The 20,186-nt window shown below is 61.2% G+C and carries 16 protein-coding genes; 9 read left to right on the top strand and 7 right to left on the bottom strand.

All coding sequences use genetic code 11. The features are described 5' to 3' along the window. The first annotated feature begins 3 nt into the window (after positions 1-3). From J8C06_RS01270 to J8C06_RS01255, 4 genes are all read left to right on the top strand, one after another. Positions 4-1,248 carry a class I SAM-dependent RNA methyltransferase gene (locus tag J8C06_RS01270; protein ID WP_211428995.1) on the top strand — a complete coding sequence of 415 codons (1,245 nt, stop codon included), beginning with the start codon at positions 4-6 and terminating at the stop codon, positions 1,246-1,248. 103 nt (positions 1,249-1,351) lie between these two features. Next, a complete protein-coding gene (gene rsmH, locus J8C06_RS01265) occupies positions 1,352-2,293 on the top strand; it encodes a 16S rRNA (cytosine(1402)-N(4))-methyltransferase RsmH (protein WP_211428994.1) in 942 nt (313 codons plus the stop codon). Between the two features lie 72 nt (positions 2,294-2,365). After that, positions 2,366-2,704 (top strand): hypothetical protein, encoded by a 339-nt coding sequence (locus J8C06_RS01260; RefSeq protein ID WP_211428993.1) that lies wholly within the window; start codon positions 2,366-2,368, stop codon positions 2,702-2,704. 17 nt (positions 2,705-2,721) lie between these two features. Then, a complete protein-coding gene (locus tag J8C06_RS01255; RefSeq protein WP_211428992.1) occupies positions 2,722-4,824 on the top strand; it encodes a penicillin-binding protein in 2,103 nt (700 codons plus the stop codon). A 64-nt stretch (positions 4,825-4,888) separates the two neighbouring features. Here the strand turns inward: J8C06_RS01255 and J8C06_RS01250 are convergent, their stop codons facing one another. The 5 genes from J8C06_RS01250 to dacB all read right to left on the bottom strand — a co-directional run bounded on the left by J8C06_RS01250 (position 4,889) and on the right by dacB (position 9,649). Next, a complete protein-coding gene (locus J8C06_RS01250; RefSeq protein WP_211428991.1) occupies positions 4,889-5,323 on the bottom strand; it encodes a DoxX family protein in 435 nt (144 codons plus the stop codon). A 28-nt stretch (positions 5,324-5,351) separates the two neighbouring features. Then, complete coding sequence (locus tag J8C06_RS01245; protein WP_211428990.1) at positions 5,352-6,071, bottom strand: tetratricopeptide repeat protein; 720 nt, start codon at positions 6,069-6,071, stop codon at positions 5,352-5,354. Between the two features lie 178 nt (positions 6,072-6,249). Beyond that, on the bottom strand, positions 6,250-7,665 hold the full coding sequence (gene mpl / locus J8C06_RS01240; protein ID WP_211428989.1) for a UDP-N-acetylmuramate:L-alanyl-gamma-D-glutamyl-meso-diaminopimelate ligase: 1,416 nt from the start codon (positions 7,663-7,665) through the stop codon (positions 6,250-6,252). Between the two features lie 2 nt (positions 7,666-7,667). Then, positions 7,668-8,024, bottom strand: coding sequence for a hypothetical protein (locus J8C06_RS01235; protein WP_211428988.1), 357 nt, complete (start codon positions 8,022-8,024; stop codon positions 7,668-7,670). Continuing rightward, positions 8,021-9,649, bottom strand: coding sequence for a D-alanyl-D-alanine carboxypeptidase/D-alanyl-D-alanine endopeptidase (gene dacB, locus J8C06_RS01230; RefSeq protein ID WP_211428987.1), 1,629 nt, complete (start codon positions 9,647-9,649; stop codon positions 8,021-8,023). The genes J8C06_RS01235 and dacB overlap by 4 nt, the downstream gene beginning before the upstream one ends. Before the next feature lie 205 nt (positions 9,650-9,854). On the opposite strand from dacB, the gene chlG reads away from it, so the two are divergent. The 5 genes from chlG to J8C06_RS01205 all read left to right on the top strand — a co-directional run bounded on the left by chlG (position 9,855) and on the right by J8C06_RS01205 (position 15,374). Then, positions 9,855-10,793, top strand: a complete 939-nt coding sequence (gene chlG, locus J8C06_RS01225) for a chlorophyll synthase ChlG (RefSeq protein WP_246602054.1) — start codon at positions 9,855-9,857, stop codon at positions 10,791-10,793. An 86-nt stretch (positions 10,794-10,879) separates the two neighbouring features. After that, positions 10,880-12,067, top strand: a complete 1,188-nt coding sequence (locus J8C06_RS01220; protein ID WP_211428986.1) for an ArsA family ATPase — start codon at positions 10,880-10,882, stop codon at positions 12,065-12,067. 169 nt (positions 12,068-12,236) lie between these two features. Beyond that, positions 12,237-12,464, top strand: coding sequence for a bacteriochlorophyll c-binding family protein (locus J8C06_RS01215; RefSeq protein WP_211428985.1), 228 nt, complete (start codon positions 12,237-12,239; stop codon positions 12,462-12,464). 129 nt (positions 12,465-12,593) lie between these two features. Further along, complete coding sequence (locus tag J8C06_RS01210) at positions 12,594-13,844, top strand: hypothetical protein (protein WP_211428984.1); 1,251 nt, start codon at positions 12,594-12,596, stop codon at positions 13,842-13,844. Between the two features lie 282 nt (positions 13,845-14,126). Further along, positions 14,127-15,374, top strand: a complete 1,248-nt coding sequence (locus tag J8C06_RS01205) for a 4-hydroxy-3-methylbut-2-enyl diphosphate reductase (RefSeq protein ID WP_211428983.1) — start codon at positions 14,127-14,129, stop codon at positions 15,372-15,374. A 48-nt stretch (positions 15,375-15,422) separates the two neighbouring features. On the opposite strand, the gene J8C06_RS01200 is transcribed toward J8C06_RS01205, so the two are convergent. Both J8C06_RS01200 and J8C06_RS01195 read right to left on the bottom strand, forming a co-directional pair. After that, positions 15,423-17,492 (bottom strand): (Fe-S)-binding protein, encoded by a 2,070-nt coding sequence (locus J8C06_RS01200; RefSeq protein ID WP_211428982.1) that lies wholly within the window; start codon positions 17,490-17,492, stop codon positions 15,423-15,425. Between the two features lie 234 nt (positions 17,493-17,726). Further along, a complete protein-coding gene (locus J8C06_RS01195) occupies positions 17,727-20,129 on the bottom strand; it encodes an LptF/LptG family permease (RefSeq protein WP_211428981.1) in 2,403 nt (800 codons plus the stop codon). Positions 20,130-20,186 lie beyond the last annotated feature (57 nt).

Genomic DNA, 20,186 nt, shown 5'->3' with positions numbered 1-20,186 from the left:
GCCATGGTCGAATCCCTTGAACTTCGGATTGAACGTCTCGTCGCTGGGGGCGAAGGCCTCGCCCATCTCCCAGATGGGCGAGCCGTTTTCGTCCCCCAGGTCGCGCCGGGCGAACTGGTGCGCGTGCGCATCGTTGAGGAAAAACCAACCTTTGCCCGGGGTCAGTTGATTGAGGTGATCGAAGCCTCAACCGCGCGCCGGAGCGCGCCCTGTCCACACTATGGTGATTGCGGCGGCTGCCAGTTGCAACATCTCCACTATGCAGCGCAAGTCGAGGCTAAACAAGACGTTATCCGTGAAGCCCTGCTCCGGCTCGGACATATCAACTGGCGCGAAGCCATCCCCATCATTACTGGCGATGAGTGGGCCTACCGCGGCCGGGTACAGTTCAAGCTACTGCCCACTGGGGAGCGCATACGGGTAGGTTTCTATGCCGGCGGAACCAATGATCTCTGCGACATCGAGACGTGCCTGCTCCTGGCGCCACCGCTAGCCGCACTTCCCGGTATCCTGCGCCAACGCGCCACACCACCGTTCCCCAGCAAAACGCTCGACATTGCGCTTGGCGAGGATAACGCCCTTTCTGCCTCCGCCCCGGTCGCCGCACTCCCAACCTCTCCGATCACGCAACGGATCGGTGATTTCGTCTATGCCTACGATGCGCGCTGCTTCTTTCAAGTCAACTCGAACCTCGTAGCCGCGCTTGTGCGTGAGGTCGTGCCAACCGGACCACTGCCTGGCGGCCTGGCGCTCGACCTCTATGCCGGGGTTGGATTATTTACACTGCCGCTTTCCCGCTGGTTCGCACAAGTTTTGGCCATCGAAGCTTCGCCCAATGCGGCAGCCTTCGCGCGCGAGAACCTCACACGCAACAACATCACCAATGTCCAGGTGATGACTGACGACTGCGGGCGGTGGCTTCAGAGGCGGGCAGCGGCCTTTACCGGGCGCGTGGACTGGCTGGTTGTGGACCCACCCCGCGCCGGGCTGGATAATACTGTCCGGAAAGGGATTGTCACCATTCGCCCACGCCGAATGACCTACGTCTCGTGCCATCCGGCGACGCTGGCCCGTGACCTCAAGTTTTTACTGGCGCATGGCTATCAACTCACCAAGTTGGTCGGGTTGGATTTATTCCCACAGACGGCGCACGTCGAAGTCGTGGTCCAACTGGCTTGGGGCAGTCCTGAGCAACCTTCGGGTGGGTCACGGCAAACTATCAACCGAAATCTTCTTTCAAGCGACTAAACCTTTCTATAAAGAATAGTTATTCCAAGCAAAAAACTCATCTCCAGCTTGACGCCAAGCCCTGGGGCTGCCTACTATGGCGCAACGGCGTGAAGCTCTTGGTATGCGCGACGTGGAGCCACAACACACACCGGTCTTGCTGGCCGAGACGTTAGCCGCCCTCGAACCGGCACGCGGGGGGTGGTTTGTGGACGGCACCATTGGGCTTGGCGGACACACCGCGGCCATCCTCAGGGCTGGGGCCAGGGGGGTGATTGCGATTGACCGTGACCCCGGCGCGCTCCGTTCTGCGGCCGAGCGATTGGCTGGTTACGGCGACCGGGTGCGGTTCGTGCACGGTGACTTTCGTTCCTTGAAAAGGATGCTGATGGAGATGGGATGGTCGCAGGTCAACGGCGTGCTGGTGGATTTGGGCATTTCATCCTGGCAGCTCGACGACCCGACGCGCGGCTTCAGTTTTCGCCACGATGGCCCGCTCGACATGCGCATGGATGCCACCGCATCGCTGACGGCGGCCGACATCGTGAACACCTGGACCGAAGCCGAACTAGCCGAAGCCATCCAGCAGTGGGGTGAAGAACGTTACGCCCGCCGCGTGGCGCGCTCGATTGTCAACACCCGCCGGACAGCGCCGATTACGACGACCCACCACTTGGCGGCACTGGTGCGGCAAGCGATTCCAACCCGTGGGCCGCAACGCATTGACCCGGCAACCCGTACCTTCCAGGCGCTGCGGATTGCCGTCAATCGAGAGCTGGACGGACTGGAAGCGTTTGTATCGGATGCGGTTGACGTCCTTGCGCCGGGCGGACGATTGGCAGTGATCACGTTTCACTCGCTTGAGGATCGTCCGATCAAGCATGCGCTGCGGCGGGAAGCCGGACTGCCGGACGAAGACGCTCCGGTGGATTTCTGGGGCCGCCGCCTGACACCGACGCCGCGGTTACGGCTGCTGCATCGCCGGCCGATCGTCCCGACCGAGGCTGAAGCGGCATCCAATCCACGCGCGCGCAGCGCCAAGCTCCGCAGCGCCGAACGACTTTAGCCACACACGCGCAAGTCGGTGAATCAACCATCGAACCGGGGGGGAGTCTCAAGTTGCAAGTGGGGAGGTTTTATGTCCCGCTACCGCTATGTCTCTCCGGTGATGAACCGGCGGGTTCGCCGCCCCCTCGACCGGCGCGCCCTGTGCCGGTGGTCGCTGGCTGGCCTCATTGGTCTGGCGCTCGCCCTTGGGTTCAGTGTTGCCGCCTGGCAACAACTGGAAGCCCTCCGGCTCAACTACGAAACCAATCTGCTCCGCAAACAGCTCAGTGAGCTGAACCGTGAGCGCGAGCGGCTTGAAAACGAGCGGCAACAGAAACTTTCGCCGATGTACCTGGGTGAACTGGCGCGACCACGTGACCTTTCACTGCCGAGGTCGAATCAGATCATACGCGCGGAGGTTCGCCGCTGATGCCCCTGAGCCGAACCATGACCACACGAATCGCTACCCCGGTGCGCAATGTCGTGCCGCCGGTGACGCGCCGCCGTGCCGTCGCGCCGGCCGCCACGGCCCAGGTGTCAGTGTGGCGGCTCTTCTCGATTGGCGGACTGCTTGGGTTATGGCTCCTCATCGTCGTGGGACGGCTGGTTCAGCTCCAGGTCTATCAGGCGGACGCCCTGCGCGAAAAAGCCGAACAGCAACAGCAAAAGACCTTCCAAACGCCACCCTGCCGCGGAAAAATTCTCGACCGCCAGGGGCGTGAGCTGGCGACCAGCCTCAAAGCGGCTTCGGTTTACGTCGCACCCAAAAACCTCACGGGTGAAGACCTCCAAAAGGCAGACCAGTTGGCAGCCATCCTCGGACTCGACCGTGAGACCGTCTGGCGGAAACTCAGGAGTTCAAGTGCCTTTGTCGCGCTCAAGCGCAAAGTTTCACCAGAAGAAGAAAAGGCGGTCCAACAGCTTGAGATGCGGGGCGTGGAGTTGGTGACTGAAATGCAGCGCCATTATCCCCAGGGATTGGTGGGCGCATCGGTCGTCGGGTTTGTCGGACTGAGCGAAGATGACACCGAAGAGCGCGGCAAGGCCGGCGTCGAGCGCGCGTTTGAAAAGCATCTCATCGGTAAGCCAGGGCGGGTTATCGTGGAACAGGATGCGCGCCGCAAGGTGTTCAACGTCCTTGAAGAATCGCCGGAGGTCGGGCAGAGCCTCGTGCTCACGCTTGACATACAGATTCAGCTCCAAGTCGAGCGGATTTTGAGCGAAGCCATCCGCGAACAAGGTTGCAAAGGCGGCGCCATTGCCGTGCTGGAACCGTCCACCGGCGACGTCCTGGCGCTGGCTTCCTCCTTTGGCGAACCAATCCATGACCCACCCAAGGACGCCGAATCCCTCCTGCGTCGTTACCGCAACCGAGCTGTGATGGACCACTACGAACCGGGTTCGGTGTTCAAGATCATCACCTACGCCGGCGCATTTGAGGAAAAGCTTCTGACCCGCCAGCAGAGGATTGATTGCCAGGGCGGCTCGATTCAGATGAATGGGCATACTATTCTCGACGGCGGACGCTATGGTGCACTCACCGCCGAAGAGGCCTTTGCCAAGTCGTCCAATGTGGCTGCCATCAAAACCGGAATCCGGCTCGGCCGCGACCGGCTACTGCGCTACGTCGAACGTTTTGGCTTTGGGCAACTCACCGAAGTCGGCCTGGCCGGTGAAACAGCCGGTGGCGTCGGCCACTTGAGTGATGCCCTCCTTGGCGCTGTCCCGATGGGCTACAGCGTCAACGTGACCCCACTCCAGTTGTGTGCCGCAGCGGCAACAATTGCCAACGGTGGGGTTTGGGTGCAGCCACACGCTGCCCGACGCATTGTTTCCACCACCGGTGACACGCTGCTCGACATCAAGCCGAAGACGCGCCGGGTGGTCAGCCAGGAGACGGCCCGCGACCTGACCGAACTGATGCGGGCGGTGGTCGAAAAAGGCACCGGCAAACGCGCTTCCGTGCGGGGCTACAGCACGGCCGGCAAGACCGGGACAGCCAAGAAAGTCGAGCGTGGGCGATACTCAGAAACCCGTTATGTGGCTTCCTTTGTCGGCTTTGCGCCGGCCACTCGCCCAGCCCTGGCCATTGCCGTCATGCTCGATGAACCGCCTTACGGCCGCCATCATGGCGGAGATGCTGCCGCGCCAGTCTTTGCGCGCGTGGTCGAAACCTTGCTTCCCCTGCTCCAAATTCCACCGGACATCTCGCCCGACATAGACCCCGCCTGGGCCACCGGCACGCCCATCCCACGGGAAGCCACACCAGATGGGGGCGACGCTGGGGGCGCATTCCGTCCGGCGGCGTCCCGCACGGCGGACATCGTTCTTGCCCAACCGCGTAGCTCGGAACCAACCACGGTCGTTACCATCAACAACAGCCTTCGGATGCCAGACTTGCGTGGGCTGGGGGTTCGCTCCGCGCTGATGGCGTGCGCCAAGGTTGGCATTCGCCTGGATGCCAGTGGATTTGGCACAGTGCGGACGCAATCCATTCCGCCGGGAACGCCGGTGACCGAAGGCATGACCTGCAAGGCGACGCTCAACTGAGCAAAGCACGGCGAAGTAGTCGTGAAGTAGGTGAGCTTGAGACCACCGGCTCTGCGCCGGTCCGTCAAAGCCGTTCATCGCCGGCGGACTTGGAAAAGAGCCAGGCATCGAGTGACAACCGGCCGCCGCCCGACGCCAACAACGACAAGGCCCCCAGCATTAGCACGAGCGGGTACTCCTGCTTGTTGAAGCCATCGTTGGCGTGGGCAACGAAAGCGGCGACGCCCATGGTAAAGGCTACGAAGATAGCCGACCACCGGGTGACGAGGCCGAGCAACAGGGCGATGCCACCCAAAAACTCAGCCAAGATCGCCGCCCAACCAAAGATGGTCGGCAGTGGAAAGCCGAGTTTTTCGACGAAGCCGATAAAGCGTCCCGGATCGCCAAAAAGCTTCTGCGAACCGTGAATGACCATCGCGCCGCCAACGGCCAACCGAATGAGAAACGGCCCGGCGCCGGCCAGACGGTCAAACCAACCAAGTGAAATGAGTGTCTTCATGCTTTTGCGCGGAAAGCGCCAGGCGCTGTCAAGGGTGAGCCGGAGCATTGCCATAACGCTCAAGAAAGGCCGCCCGGTCACGCGCCGCCGCACCCCAGGCCGACTGAGCATCGCGCGCGGCATAGGCCCGCCAAGCGGCAAGCGCCTCAGTTGGACGGCCGAGGATTTCGAGCGCGCGGGCCCGATTGTAGTGAGCTTCTAGCAAATCCGGTTGGAGCCGCAACGCTTCATCAAAGGCTTCCAGTGCTTCCGTGGCGGCTTCGGGCGAGGTTCGCGCGGCTTCAAGCAGGGCCAGCCCAAAATCGCTTTGCAACCCGGCATCCCAGGGAAACGCCTGAACCGCCAGTTGGAGGTGGGCAAACGCGGCCAGTGGCTTGCCTTCGGCCAGGTAGAACCGCCCCAGCGCACGGTGGCCGGCCGGGGTTGGGGTACGGATGAGGCGCTGCTCCAAGTCTTGGCGCGTTGCCTTGAGCTGAAGCTGCGCCTGGTTGTCCTGATCGTCGCCCCGGTGGATCGGCGCCATTTTGGATGATGGCAGGTTGGCAAGGCGTCCGTTGAGCACCAAACCGGTTGTCGTGGCAATCTGCCGCAGCGTGGCTTCGGCGTGGTTTTCCACTGGGGCGCGGCTCCAAAACCACAGGCTACTCCCAACGCCGACTAGCACCGCGCCCCCCAAAAGCCACCGTCGCCAGTGGCGACTGGCTGGGTGGCGGCGCGGTCGAGGTTCAGTTTGAGCCAAGCGTTCCATCCGCATCCTTTCCCGGAAGCGTCTCACGTTCCCGGAAGCATTTCACCGGATGCCTGACGATACCGCAATCCCTGCTCCAGCGCGATACCGCGGGCACCGGACAGGGCTGGTCAGACTGAACTGACCCTCGGCCAGCGTCACGGCAATTGGGCCAGCGTGACAATCGAGCTGGCGTGCATCAGGCCGGCGTGCCGGTCACAGCGCGCAGCCCCGCCAGGAGCTTGTCGTGCAAGCCTCCAAAACCGCCATTGGACAGCACTGCGACGACCTCGCCAGGGCCAAGCCGCGGCAGCAAGTAATCCACAATGGCTGCGGCTCCGCTGACGACTGCCGCCGACTTGCCACGCGCCATCAGGTCGGCGGCAAGCTGTTCCGGTGAAAAACAGTCGTCATCGGCGACCTTTTCACGCTCAAATACCGGCGCAATGACAACTTGCCGAGCGGCGTCGAAGGCCTCGGCATAAGCGATTTGAAAAACCCGCTTGCGGGAAGACCAGGAACGCGGCTCAAAGACGGCCGTCAACGGGCGACCCGGAAAGCGATGTGCCAGTGCCGCCAGCGTCGCTTTCACCGCCGTGGGATGATGGGCGAAATCATCAATCACCGTCACGCCGCCAACCTCACCGCGCACCTCCATGCGGCGCTTGACGGCTTGAAACGTGGACAGCCCGGTGGCGATGCGCTCCGGGGTCAGTCCCCAGAAGGTCGCGGCGGCCATCACCGCCAACGCATTGCGCACGTTGAAGTCGCCAAACGTCGGCAACGTAAACGTCCCAAGCTCAACCTCACCGCGCCGAACGGTAAAGCGCATCCCGGTCTCGGTATAGGCGATGTCAGCGGCGCGCCAGTGGGCATCAGGGGTGTCAAGTGCAAATCCCTCTACCGGGGCCGGTGAGCGCGTCACAACCTCACGGGCATGAGGTGAATCGAAGCCCACGATACACACGCCGGTCCGCGGAATGAGATTGACGAAACGCCGAAAGGCCAGCTTGACCGCATCAAGGTTTGGGTAGATGTCGGCGTGGTCGAATTCAACGTTATTCACAACGCCGATTTCCGGCAGGTAATGCATGAACTTCGGCCCTTTGTCGAAGTAGGCCGTGTCATACTCATCCCCTTCCAGAACCACGAAGTCGCTGTCTGTCACCCGGAAACTCACGCCGAAGTTTTCGGCCACGCCGCCGATCAGAAATGTCGGTTCGAGACCACCAACGGTCAGCACGTGTGCCGCCAAAGCCGTGGTCGTGGTTTTGCCATGCGTCCCGGTCACAACCAGGACGCGCTTACCCCATAGAAACTCCTGCCGAAGGACTTCCGGCAACGACGCATAGCGCCAGCGGTGTTCCAAAACATGTTCGACTTCCGGGTTGCCACGGGCGATGGCATTGCCAATCACGACCACATCTGGGCGACGGGTGAAGTTGGAGGGGGCATAGCCCAGACAGACCGGAATCCCCAGCCCAGCCAGCACGTCCGACATCGGCGGATACACGTTGGCATCCGAGCCGGTGACGTCGTGACCACGCGCCCGGAGCATCCCAGCCAGCGAGGCCATTGCCGTCCCACAAATCCCAATCAGGTGATAGTGCGCCATGCTCAGGGTTCTCCGGGCTGGTTTTCGACCAAGGTACGGGTCAGCACATCCAACTTCCGCCAGTCACGGTCGGCGAGCCGAACTTCCGTCGCCTGCCAGCCCTGCGCCGTCCGGGTAAACTTGAATGTCGCCTCGACCTGGGCCTCGACAATGGCATCGCTGGAAGAGAAGCCGGGCAAGACGCGCCGGATATGAATGCTGTTCCGGGCATAGCGGCCGCCCAGCGCCTGCTGGATGCCGCGTTGGGCCTCGCGGGCCGAAAGTTCCCGACCGGCCAGCACGCCCGCCGCAAAAGCCCCGCCGCCGATCCCTAGCAAGGCCAACCCGGCCAGCAGGACGATAGTGTAGCGCTTGCTCATGGTTGCTCCGTAGGGGTCTCGGCCGCGGGCTTGGGCGCCGCCGCGCCGGTATATTCGGCCATGGCCTGACCTAAATCATCCCCGGCAGTGACGCCGGCCGTCCGGGCGGTGTTGAGGTAATTGGCCACAAAACTAAAGACCAAAACCCGCCCATTGGCGGCCGTGACATAACCGGCCAGGGCGCTGACATCGTCCAGCGTCCCAGTCTTTGCCCGGAGATTTTCCGCCGCGCGCGTTCCCTTCATCCGGTGGCGGAGCGTGCCGTCCTGCCCGGCAATCGGGAGCGAATCGTAAAACACTTCCCACGCCGGATGCTTTCGCATGTAACGCAGCAGCGCCGTCAGCGCCGCCGGGGTGACATTGTCGAGGCGTGATAGCCCCGAACCATCCCGAACCTTCAGCTCGGCGACCGGCGCTCCGGCACGGGACAGAAACTCGGCCACGACCTCACAGCCGGCAGCATCCGTATCTTTGTCGCTCGCGCCGCGTGCCTTGCCCAGATGCCGCAGCAGCATTTCGGCAAACAGGTTGGAACTGATTTTGTTCGTCGTCCGCACCCAGGCCGCCAAGGGTGGCGACTCGATGGAAGCAATTTCTTTGAGGGTTTCGGTGGCAAGTGGCTGTCGCTGCCGGAAGTTGGCATCGGCGCGCCGGACACCACCCCGCACGACCACGCCCCGGCGGGTCAGCATCTCCCGAAAGAGGTGGGCTGTGAAGCGGGCCGGATCGTGAATCGCCACGCCCAGCTCGCGTCCGCCGTTCGGCGGCAGCGCCCCATACAGCTCGATGACATTGTCCGCCAAGCCGCGGTGAATGCCAAAGGTATCGGTTTCCTTGCCGGCCGAGGTGACGGCTTCATTGCGAATGGTGACGTAGTTCGTGGCCGGTGTGAACGTCACGGCCACCTTTTCACCGGGCCGCGTCGGAGCGACCGTCAGGGTCACATGGTTATCTGCTGCGGACAGGGCGCTGACCTCCGCGCCGTAGTACCACTGCAAGTCATCCCATCCCCAACCATCGCCCAACGGCGCGGCGCGGAAATAGCTTTCATCCCCGACAATATCGCCGGTGATGTCCTTGACGCCTGCCGCCACAACCTGGTCGGCCAAGGTTTCGAGCGGCGTCAAACGGGTGTCTTTCTTGTCGCTGTTGTAGCGGTCGGAAAGCGTTGGGTCGCCGCGTCCAACCAGGATGAGGTCGCCGGGAACCGTGCCGTTGCCGTCCAGCGCCGGGACGTAAACCGAAGTCCGCACCCGAAAGTCCGGCCCGAGCACGTCGAGCGCCGCCGCCGTCGTCAGGAGCTTCATATTGGAGGCCGGAAGGAACCGTTTTTCACCGGCCACATCCGCCAGCACTTCTCCGGTTTCCGCGTCTTCAATCCGTACGCCGAGCCGCGCGCCCTGGAGAGCCGGACGGGCCGACAGGCGCTCGACCACCGCCTGAAGCGAGGAAGCACCCACCACCGGAATCGGCGGCGGCTTGGGTTGGGCCGCGCGTTGCGGCGCCGGACGCGCCGGCGCGCGTCCCGACCGCTGAGCCTCGGCCGGAAACCCTGCCGCCAGCCCGCTCCCGACGGCCAGCGCCAATCCCACCACAATCCTCAGCCACGGTGCTTGGTTAGGCATCTCAAGTCTTCACAATGATTTCAAGATTACGCCCGGCTAGCCCAGGCGCGGTCCGGGCCCGCCGGACGAATAACGTTAGCATGTCGGGCGAAAACCTTTCGACCGGCAAAGTTTCCGTTGCGGTCAGCCCGACCATGAGCGAAGTTGGAAGGGAAACGTCCCACCACGCTGCTCACCTCAACCCTTCACCGCTCCCGGTCAGCCTATGAAGAACCGGCTGCTGACGCCAATGGACAATCAATACGCACCACAAGCCTATTCCGTGCCACTCCTAAACTCGCGGGCTGACTTCTGGCGGGCGGTGCTGGAACTCATGAAGCCGCTCACGTGGTTTGCTCCGATGTGGGCGTTTCTCTGCGGCGCGATCAGTAGCGGGGCAGCCCCAACTGGCGACTTTCTCTGGCAACTTTTCTTGGGCGCGATCCTGGCCGGGCCGCTGATGTGTTCGATGTCGCAGGTCATGAACGACTACTGCGACCGCGAGGTGGACCGCCTCAATGAACCCCAGCGTCCCTTTCCTTCGGGGCGCATCACGGAGACGCAGGGCATCCTGATCTGCGCATTGCTGACGGTGGCCTCGTTTGCCATGGCGTGGGTGGTTGGAGCGTGGCCGGTGCTGCTCATCACGGTCGCCGCCTTTGTCATGTCGCTGCTGTACAGCGCGCCGCCGGTGCGCGGCAAGCGCAACGGCTGGTTCGGGAATGGACTCGTCAGCTTTGCCTATGAAGGCGTCGCCTGGGCAACCGGCTGCCTTGCGGTATCGGGCGCGTTTCCTCCGGCCAGCATTGCCGGGGCGGTGCTCTACAGCATCGGGGCGCACGGAATCATGACCCTGAATGACTTCAAGAGCGTGCCTGGTGATACGGCGCTGGGCATTCGCTCAGTACCGGTTCAGCTTGGCATTCCACGCGCCGCGCGGGTGGCGTGTTATGTGATGAACATTCCGCAACTGCTGTGCGTCGGCTTGTTGGCGTGGTATGGGGCTTGGCTGTGGGCCGCCGTCCTGATGGGATTGCTGGTGGCGCAGCTTCCGTTGCAGGTCAAGCTCATCCGCGACCCCGAAGCCCGCGCGCCATGGTACAACGCAACGGGAACAACCCTCTACGTGCTGGGCATGATGGCCTATGCGATTGCGATTCGCTGAACTGCCTGGCGCAGACGACGCCCCTGACGCGCGCTTGACACAAACTTTTTGAGCGCCGATTTGCACGCAATGAGAACACGGAACGTATGAGAATCATCATTTACACAGGTAAGGGCGGAGTTGGAAAAACCAGTGTTGCCGCCGCGACGGCGCTCTTGGCAGCCGAGCGCGGACTGCGAACGCTGGTGATGAGTACCGACCCGGCCCACAGCCTTTCGGATTCGCTTGACATTCCACTCGGACCAGAACCACTCCGCATTCTGGACCGACTCGATGCGCTCGAAACGAATGTCTATCAAGACCTGGAAGAAAACTGGGGCGTCGTCCGTACCCACTTTGCCGAAATCCTGGCCGGTCAAGGCGTGGATGGCGTCCTGGCAGATGAATCCGCCATTCTCCCCGGCATGGAGGAGCTATTTAGCCTGACGCGCATCCGCAAATACCGCGAAAGCGGCGAGTATGACCTGCTCATCGTGGACGCCGCGCCCACCGGCGAGACCTTGCGTCTGCTCTCGATGCCGCAGACGATGAGCTGGGTCATCCGACTTGTCCGCGGGCTGGAATCTTCAATCGTGCGCCCGATTGTCCGTCCGCTGGCCAACGCCACGCCTGGGCTGCGCAAATACATGGCTTCGGAAAAGGTGTTTTCAGAAGTCGATCGCATGTTTCGCAACCTCGAAGCCATGCACGACATTCTGTGCGACGGCACAACCACGACGGTGCGGCTCGTGATGAATGCCGAGAAAATGGCCATCAAGGAGTCCAAGCGTGCGCTGACCTACCTGAACCTCTACGGCTTGCTTTCGGACGGCATCGTGGTCAACCGGCTCTTGCCCGTGAACGAAAACAGTGGCTTTTTGGAAGGGTGGAAAGCGGTGCAGCAGCGGTATCTGTCCGAGATTGAAGACTCGTTTCAGCCGTTGCCAATTCTGCGGGCGCCGATGTACGGTTCAGAAGTCGTCGGGCTGGATCGGCTGCGGGTGCTCGCCCAAGACTTGTTTGGAGACACCGACCCCGCCGCGCGGCTTTACGGCGAGCGTCCCTTTGAGATGTGTAAATCGGAGCATGACTGCCGCATCCGCATCCGGCTGCCGTTTCTGGAGCCAGACCGGCTCGAAACGTGGATTGCTGGAGATGAACTCGTCATCCAGATTGGCAATCAGCGCCGCATGGTCGGCTTGCCAACCTCGATGATTGGCTTGGAGCCAAGTCATGCCGAGTATCAGAACGAGTGGCTAAGTATTTGTTTTGAAGCCCCGGTCGGTGTTGGCTGAAGCACGGCCTGGGAATCGTCATACCGGGATGCTGACCGACCGGACACCTTCCAGTTCGGTTGGCGGCGAGGACTGAACGGGCCTCACGGCCGGTTGATGGCGCACAGGTTTTACGTCCCCAAAGTTCAGCTCACTTCCTTTCCATCCGAACTTCGGAGGACTTGTTGCTATGGGTCAGTTCAAAAAAGTCGTGGACTCCATCGTCGAAATCGGCGAGATCAACCTCGAGGGTCACATCAACCTCGTTGGCGACATTTACCGCGCCATTGCCTATAACTTCGACCGCATTCAGGGCCGCATGTTTGACAACCTCTATGACGGCGGCGGCGCACGGCGCAGCGTAGGCGCTCCGGCAGCGAGCAAGACCACCGCCTCCCGCTTCACGGCGGAAGGATAACCGCGGGCAAGGGAGCTTGGCGCGCGGCCTTGGCTGGCAGCGCCGTCAAACTCCCCCCATCCACCACGTTCACGAGCCGCGTTCATCCAGACCCAGCGGCCCGACCTAGCGGTTTGAGGAGAAACGACGATGGCCAACGTCGCATTGGAGTTGCCTGTCCCTTATATCGGCAAAAACGTCGAACGGAAACATGTCGAAGAGTTTTTTCGCTACCATCGTGAACCAGATGAGGTCGTGATTGCGCTCTTCGATGGCATCGTCTTTGACGGTGACGGCAAGCGGGTCGGTGGGTTGACGCTGCACGATTATGTCATTCTGACCGACCAGCACTTTATTCTTTGGGCGCGCGGCTTGCAGTCGGATGTTCTCGACCGCCTGGACTATCGCGGCGTGCGTCTGAGCGCCAAGGCAGCCGATACGCTGCACGGTGAGTTGGCGCTGGAGTTTACGCCGCCGGCCGTTCCCAAGGCACTCACGGCGCGGGTTGACTTGCTGCCGATCATGGACCTCCCCGCCCTTGGGGAGCTGTTTGAGTTGACGAAAGCCCTAGCCACCTGGAACGCCGGACAGTCTGACAAGCCGAAGGCAGCCCAGCCGCTTGGGGCTTCCGCCACGGCCGCCGGCCCAGTCACCTTGCCAGATGAAATCGTCGCGCGCATTGAACGCATCCGAGCCATCGTCCAGGAGGCGCACGCCAAGCGGGGCACGCCATTCAAAGCGCCGACCCCGGCGCCAACGGCACACCCAGTCCCACCCCAGGAAGCGGCAACCAAAGAACCGTCGCTTGACTCGCCGTTTGGCACCGGACGCCCTGTTTCAAACACGAGCTATGCCGTGTATCGCGTAGCGCAGGCGGCCAAAGACGCCATCGGAACGTTTCCAACCGACCTAGGCAAGTCCATTGGGCTTGATGAAACACTCTCAAAGCTGGTGGACCGGATCCCCAAAGTCGAAGACATCGGGCAAATTACGGCGCTCATCGAGGCGCTCAACAAGCTGCTCATCACCGTGAGCGAGAACCCGGCCGCCAGAGCATTTCTCCTCCAGGCCATTGATCGTATGGTCGAACAAGGCAGCCCATTCAAGCAACTTCTGGCGTTTATCCAAAACGCCGGCAAACCAGCTCCTACTCCGGCCACCCCAGCCCCTTCGCCAGCACCACCGACCGAGCCAGCCACGGTGGACGGCACTGGACAGATGGCGGGCGCGGCGGCGGCCCGCCGAACGGCCGTGAAGGTCAGCTTTGCCAAAGACAGCAGCCCACCGGTTACGGACGATGGCGCACCGCGTCCGCCTCTGGCCATTGCCTACGGCCCGAAGGTCACGGAGCAGTCCACCTCCCAACTGGAAACACCTGAATTGTCAAGCGCCGCGCCATAGCCTTGGCGCAGGCTTGAAACCTGGCATAGGCATTCCTGTCTGCGCCACTGGCCCAACCTGACTGTTCAGACAGTCATTTGAACCACCGGCTTCAGACCAAGTGGTGGGTCTGGCATCCTAAAAAGCTCCTGGGTGGCAATGCCGGCCACCACGGAAGGCTTCCGTCTTTTTGGCTTGGCGGGCCTGGTGTGGACGGTTAGATTTCTGGTTACGTCGTGACCGCCAGGCGCGATCGCGTCGGTCTTGCCCCCAAGCCATCCTGCAAGACAAGGACGTTCGGCCATGGTAAGTCAGGTTGCGGTCAGGTCATCAGAAGTCGCCATGTCTCGGGCACGGCTGCCTGTCCAAGCCGCGACGCGACGCGCAGTGGACTGCGACTTTGGCAGTCCCGTCATCGAAACCATCCGGCAGCAAGGCTATGTGCTGCGGGTTGGGCGACTCACCTTTCATTTGGCGCGTGAGTTTGGCTTTTGCTATGGCGTGGATGACGCCTTGGACTTGGCCTACGAAGCTCGCCGCCGGTTCGCCGGGCGGACGATCTATCTCACCGGCGAAATCATTCATAATCCGACGGTCAACGCCCGACTTGCGGCGCTGGGTATTCACCAGCTCGAAAACATCGCCGACGTGACGCCGCAGGATGTCGTTGTCATTCCGGCCTTTGGGCTGCCGGCCTCCGACCTGGAGCAACTGCGCAACGTGGGCTGCACACTGGTTGATACGACCTGTGGCTCGGTCGTTCATGTTTGGAAGCGGGTCGAGCGCTATGCCCGCGATGGCTTCACCACCATCATCCACGGCAAGCACGACCATGAAGAAACTACGGCGACTCGCTCACAGGTGCTGGCGATACCGGGTGGGCGGTATGTCGTCGTCCGCGACCTCCAGGAAACTGAACAGCTTGCATCGGTCATCACCGGCCTGCAACCGGCGGCAACGCTACGGGATTTTTTCGCGCGCGCGGCTTCGCCAGGCTTCAACCCGACGCGCGATCTCGGCAAGATCGGACTTGCCAATCAAACGACCATGCTGGCCAGCGAGTCGCTGGCCATTGCCGAGCGGCTTCGCGCGGCGATGACGGTTCGGTATGGCGAGGATGAAACACCTTTCCGCTTCCGCTCCTTCGACACCATTTGCAGTGCCACCCAAGTGCGGCAAGATGCCGTAGCCGAACTGCTCAAGCGTCCCCTGGACTTGCTGGTGGTTGTCGGTGGCTACAACAGCAGCAACACCGGACACCTCTGTGAAATGGCCGCGGCCGTGTGTCCGACCTACCACATTGCCACCCCGGACTGCATCGTGTCGGCCGAGTTGATCCGCCACAAGCCGGCATTCCAGGCCCAGGAAATTGAATCCAGCGGGTGGCTGCCACCGGGACGCCTCAACATCGGACTAACGTCCGGCGCATCCACGCCGGATCGGGCGCTCGGTGACACCATCCTCCGGCTGGTTCAAGCGGCGGGTGAATGCCCGCCGCAAAGCTGGACGGCGCGACAGGTTGCCGATTTCGATCCCGTCCCGGCCGGGTGAGCTGGGGAAGCAAGCCACGGGTATTGCCTTCCCCAAAACCATCACGCCCTAGATACGCTTGTCGCCGCCGGTAGCCTGTTCGAGCAGCTCGGCAATATCGAAGACCTTGACCCGCTCCTCGTTGTGGGCCTTGAGGCCGTCCGTCAGCATCGTCATGCAGAAAGGACAGGCCGCAGCTACGACATCGGGTTTGGTTTCCAACGCCTGCCGTGTGCGCTCGACGTTGACCCGTTCCCCGGCTTCTTCCATCCACATCCGCGCCCCGCCCGCGCCGCAGCACATGCCCTTGTCGCGGGAACGCTCCATTTCCGTCAGCTTTGCGCCAATCTGAACCAGCGTTTGGCGCGGCTCGTCATAGATATGGTTGGAGCGCCCCAGGTAGCACGAATCATGATAGACCGCCGTGGCTTCGATTTTCTGCGTCGGCGTGATACGCCCCTCAGCGACCAACTTCGACAGATACTGGCTATGGTGCATGACCTCAAAGGTGCCGCCAAACTGCGACCATTCATTTTTGATGGCATTGAAGCAGTGCGGACAGGAGGTAAGCACCGTCTTGAAGCGCGACTTGTAGTTATTGAGGGTTTCGACGTTTTCCTGGATGAGCGTTTGGGCGAGATACTCATTACCGGCCCGCCGCGCGGGGTCGCCGGTGCACTTTTCTTCCTTGCCGAGGATGGCAAAGGCGATTCCGGCCCGTTTGAGCAACCGCGCCACCGACTGGACGACCCGGCGGTAACGATCATCGTAAGAGCCGGCACAACCAACCCAAAACAGCACCTCGACCTGCTTCTGGTCGGCTTCAATCATGGACATCAACGGAATGTCCAGGCCTTCCGCCCAATCCGCGCGCCCATCGTGGCTGAACGCCCACGGCGAGTATTTGTTTTCGAGATTGGTAAAGAGGGTATTGAGTTCGCCTGGGAAGTCAGCTTCTTGCAGAACGAGGTTGCGCCGCATGTCCACAATGGTCGGGACGTGCTCGATGCTGACCGGGCATTCCTGCATACAAGCCTGACAGGTCGTGCAGGCCCAGAGTTCTTCGGGTGTGATGAAGCCTTCACCGATGATCTTTTGCGCGAGCGCATGCTTGACGCTCTCCGCGACTTCACCGTGACCATTGCCGTGACCATTGGCGGCCACGCCCTTTGTGAAAGCCCCAAGCTTGCCGATGGTCAGTTCGCCTTTCTCCTCAACACGATGGCGGATGTCCATCATGATTTTACGTGGCGAAAGGGGCTTGCCGGTGTTGTTGGCCGGACATACGGCCGTGCAACGCCCACACTCGGTGCAGGTGTAGCTATCGAACAACTGCTTCCAGGTGAAGTGCTCAACATCTGATGCGCCAAAGGTTTCGATGTCTTCGGCTTCCAAGTCCATTTTGGGGAGAACGCCCGATGACTGATGCGATGCGAAAAACACATTCGGGAGCGAGGCAATCACATGCAAGTGCTTTGAGAACGGCAGGTAGTTGAGGAAGACAAACAGCACGACCGCATGAGACCACCAGGCAACTTCAAACAGGACTTCGTTTTGATTGCCGCCGAGATAAAAGCCAACCACCTCTGAGATAGGACGGTTGCCGAAAATCACGCTGTTTGTCGCCGGATGCGTCCCATTGGCAACAAACATCGTCACCATGAGCGCGATGATCATGGCCAGGATGAGCGTGGCGTCCATTCGGCTTTCAGGCTTCATCTCCGCGCCCGAAAACCGCTTGGGCTTGGTGACATAGCGCCTGAAGAGAAATGTCAGGGAAGCGGCCAGCACGAGCACCCCAAACACGTCTTGCAGCAACGTCAAGGGCCCGTAGCCGGGCAGGAAATACAGCGAAGCCTGGGGATGAAAGCCCTCCAGGACAACCTCGAACGAAGCCAGCGTCAAGACACAAAAACCCCAGAACACGGCGACGTGCAGCGCGCCCGCCCACCAGTGGCGCATGATTTTCGTTTGGGCAAAGCCAATGACAAGCAAATCCCAGAATCGGCGCGGCAGGTTGTCGAAACGGTTTTCCGGCTTACCAACCCGGATGTACTCGATGAGTCGCCAGGCATTGAACAGAAAGTAACCAACCGCGGCGAAGAAGAAGACAATGAAGATGGCGTTTTTGATGGTCATAGGGCAAGCGCGCGCACTCCCAAGTAGTGAATGACGATTCATTCAGTCGTCTCGCCACACAATCCCCGACGAGACGTGAACCGAGCATTGGGGGATGAGTTAAGTTTCCGTTGCAGTCCGTGACTTCAACTGCTGGAGTGTATCAAGCGTAACACTTGACAAGCCAGGTTGTCTTGCTGAACTTCTGGAAAATTTCCGAACCAAGCCAGGGAGTCGCCCGCCAACCAGTCAGCGTCAGGTCTTGGCCGAGAGTAAAAGGTAGAGGCCGCCGCTGCCAAACAACAGGTTTGGCCCCCAGGCAGACCAAAACAACGGGAGAGTCCGGTAGTTGCCGAACTGCTCAAACAGGCTCACGGTGCCCCAAAAAAGCACGGCCAGTCCGACGCCAACCGCAATCCCAACCATCGCTCCCCGTTTGCCAATCGTCAGGGCAAACGGCAGCCCAACGAGCACCATGACAAAACAAGCAAGTGGCGCGGCGATTTTAGTTTGAATCGCCCGCTCCAGATTTTCGACATCCAGCCCCTGGGCGGTGAGTTCCGCGACCTGCTGCTGCAACTGTCCCACGCTCATCTTGGCAATGTCGGTCGCGCTTTGCTTGAAGTAATCCGGCGTTTCGCTCAACTTCAAGCGCAACTCCTGAATGGGTTGGCGGCGGGTTTCCAGTCCGTCGGCTGAAAAGGTTCGTCGCCAGCCATTTGTCAGGACCCATTCTTCAGTGAGGGCGTCCCAACGCGCTTTGGCGGCATAGGTCCGCGACACCAACATGGCCGTCGTGGGATGCAGTTCATACACCCCAAAACTCGCAAACTCATTCCGCTCGGTGTCAAACACCGCGAAATTGAACATTCGGTGCTCACGCCCACGGAACCACTTACGATTTCGTTGGTGGAAGGTTTGTGGCGGCAACGTCCCACCACGAATCTGGTAACGCAGGTAGTCCTGGCGCTGATTCGACATCGGCAGAACCAGTTCCTGCGTCGCCGCCATGAACATGGCAACCAATCCCGCCCCAAGTAAAAACGGAACCGACAGCCGGTATAAACTCTGCCCACTGGCATACAGCACCACCAGTTGGGCCGACTTGGCCAGCAATCCGAAGGTGATCAAGGTGGCGACCAAGACCGCAAACGGCGTCATGTAGTTCACGATTTGCGGCGTAAGGAACAGCAGATACCCAACGACAACGCTTGCACCGATGCGATTCTGAACGATGGGGTTGATCAGCTCAAAAAGTGTGAACACCTGAAAAATACCCACCAACCCAAGCAGCACCAGCAGAAAGTAGCGAAGGGCTTCGCGGAACAGTAAGCCGTCAATGATCCGCGGAAACCCAAGCCGTCTCGGTGGCGTCAGGCTCGTCACGGAAGAAGCTTCCTCCGTCAGCCAGCGGGGCTTTTCCTTGCTGGGCCGCGCCTGCCAAAGCGGGAGGGCAAAGCGCCTGACCAAGCCCCGGCACCACGCCCAGCCACGCCAAAGCCAACCCCAGCCGGCCCAGGCTCCCAGCCGGCGGCCGATGCCGCCCAGCATGCCCAGCGCAAGTCCCAAAAACAGTAGGTTGGGTAGCCATACCCCAACGACCACTGGGATGGCACCGCTTCGGGCCGAGCGCTCGCCGCCCAACGTGAGTAGGTAAAAAGCCAGCGCCAGCGCAATGCCGACGAAGAGGCCAGCCGACCGCCCACTCCGGAGCGTCGTCACGCCCAAAACAACCCCGAAGAGCGCGAACAGCAAGCAAGCCGCCGGCAAAGCCAACCGGCGATGCAACTCGGTGGCGACGGCCCGTGCCTGGCTCGGCGTGGTCGGCTTGAAAACCCAAAGCTCCGGGAAGGTCAGTAGCTCTGGCCCGGGTGGGCGCGCCTGAAGGTCCGGGTTGGCCTCATCACCGCGACCGAGCGAAAAACTGGCTGTCAGCTTCCCGGAAGCGTTCATGAAATAGCTTGCCGCCTCATCTGGCTGGCGCGATTCCTGGCTGTAAATCCGGGCCTTTTCAAGCCGCAACTCGCTTTCTTGCAGTGTTTTGCCCAAGACCAGTTGCCCCGACTCGGCCGAGTAAATTTTTGGTTCCTGGTCGGGACGATCCGCCATTTCAGCGATAAAGATCCGCTGCCAGACGTTGTCGCCATCGCTGCGGTCAACATAGAGAATCCGGCCCGGCAGGTCTTCCGTGAAGGTGCCTGGCTTGATGTAGGTCTCGATGCTTCGCAGGAGCAGTTCGGAACGTGTCTTCTTGAGCTGATTGAGCGAGTTGACGGCAATTGGGAGGAGGTAAAACGTGTGATATCCCGTCACCCCCATCACCACGATGCCAACCATCAACACTGGTCGGAGCAGCGCCCAGTGCCCAGCCCCGCTCGCTTGCAGCACCACGATTTCGCTATCACCCGACAGCCGGCCCATCGCCATCGTCACGCCAACCAGAAACGCAATCGGCAGCGTGAAAATGACGATGCCGGGCAGGAGTGACAGGACAAGCATGAGCAGCGGCGTGCTCGACAGCCCGCGCCGCGAAAAAACAACGAAAAGCTCGGAGAAACGTCCCGCCTCATGGAGAAAAATCACGGCCGTCAGCAAAAAGAAGACCGTGGCGACGTACGGGACGATTTCTCGGATGAGGTAGCGATCAATGAGCCGCATGGAGCGTGAAGCGTAAACGCAGCCGGCTTCCACCCATCGCGCCGGTCATGGGTGGAA

The organism is Chloracidobacterium validum (genome assembly GCF_018304825.1).
GTDB classification, from domain to species: domain Bacteria; phylum Acidobacteriota; class Blastocatellia; order Chloracidobacteriales; family Chloracidobacteriaceae; genus Chloracidobacterium; species Chloracidobacterium validum.
Note: the sequence above shows the minus strand (reverse complement) of the source record. Positions and strands in the feature narration are given on the sequence as shown.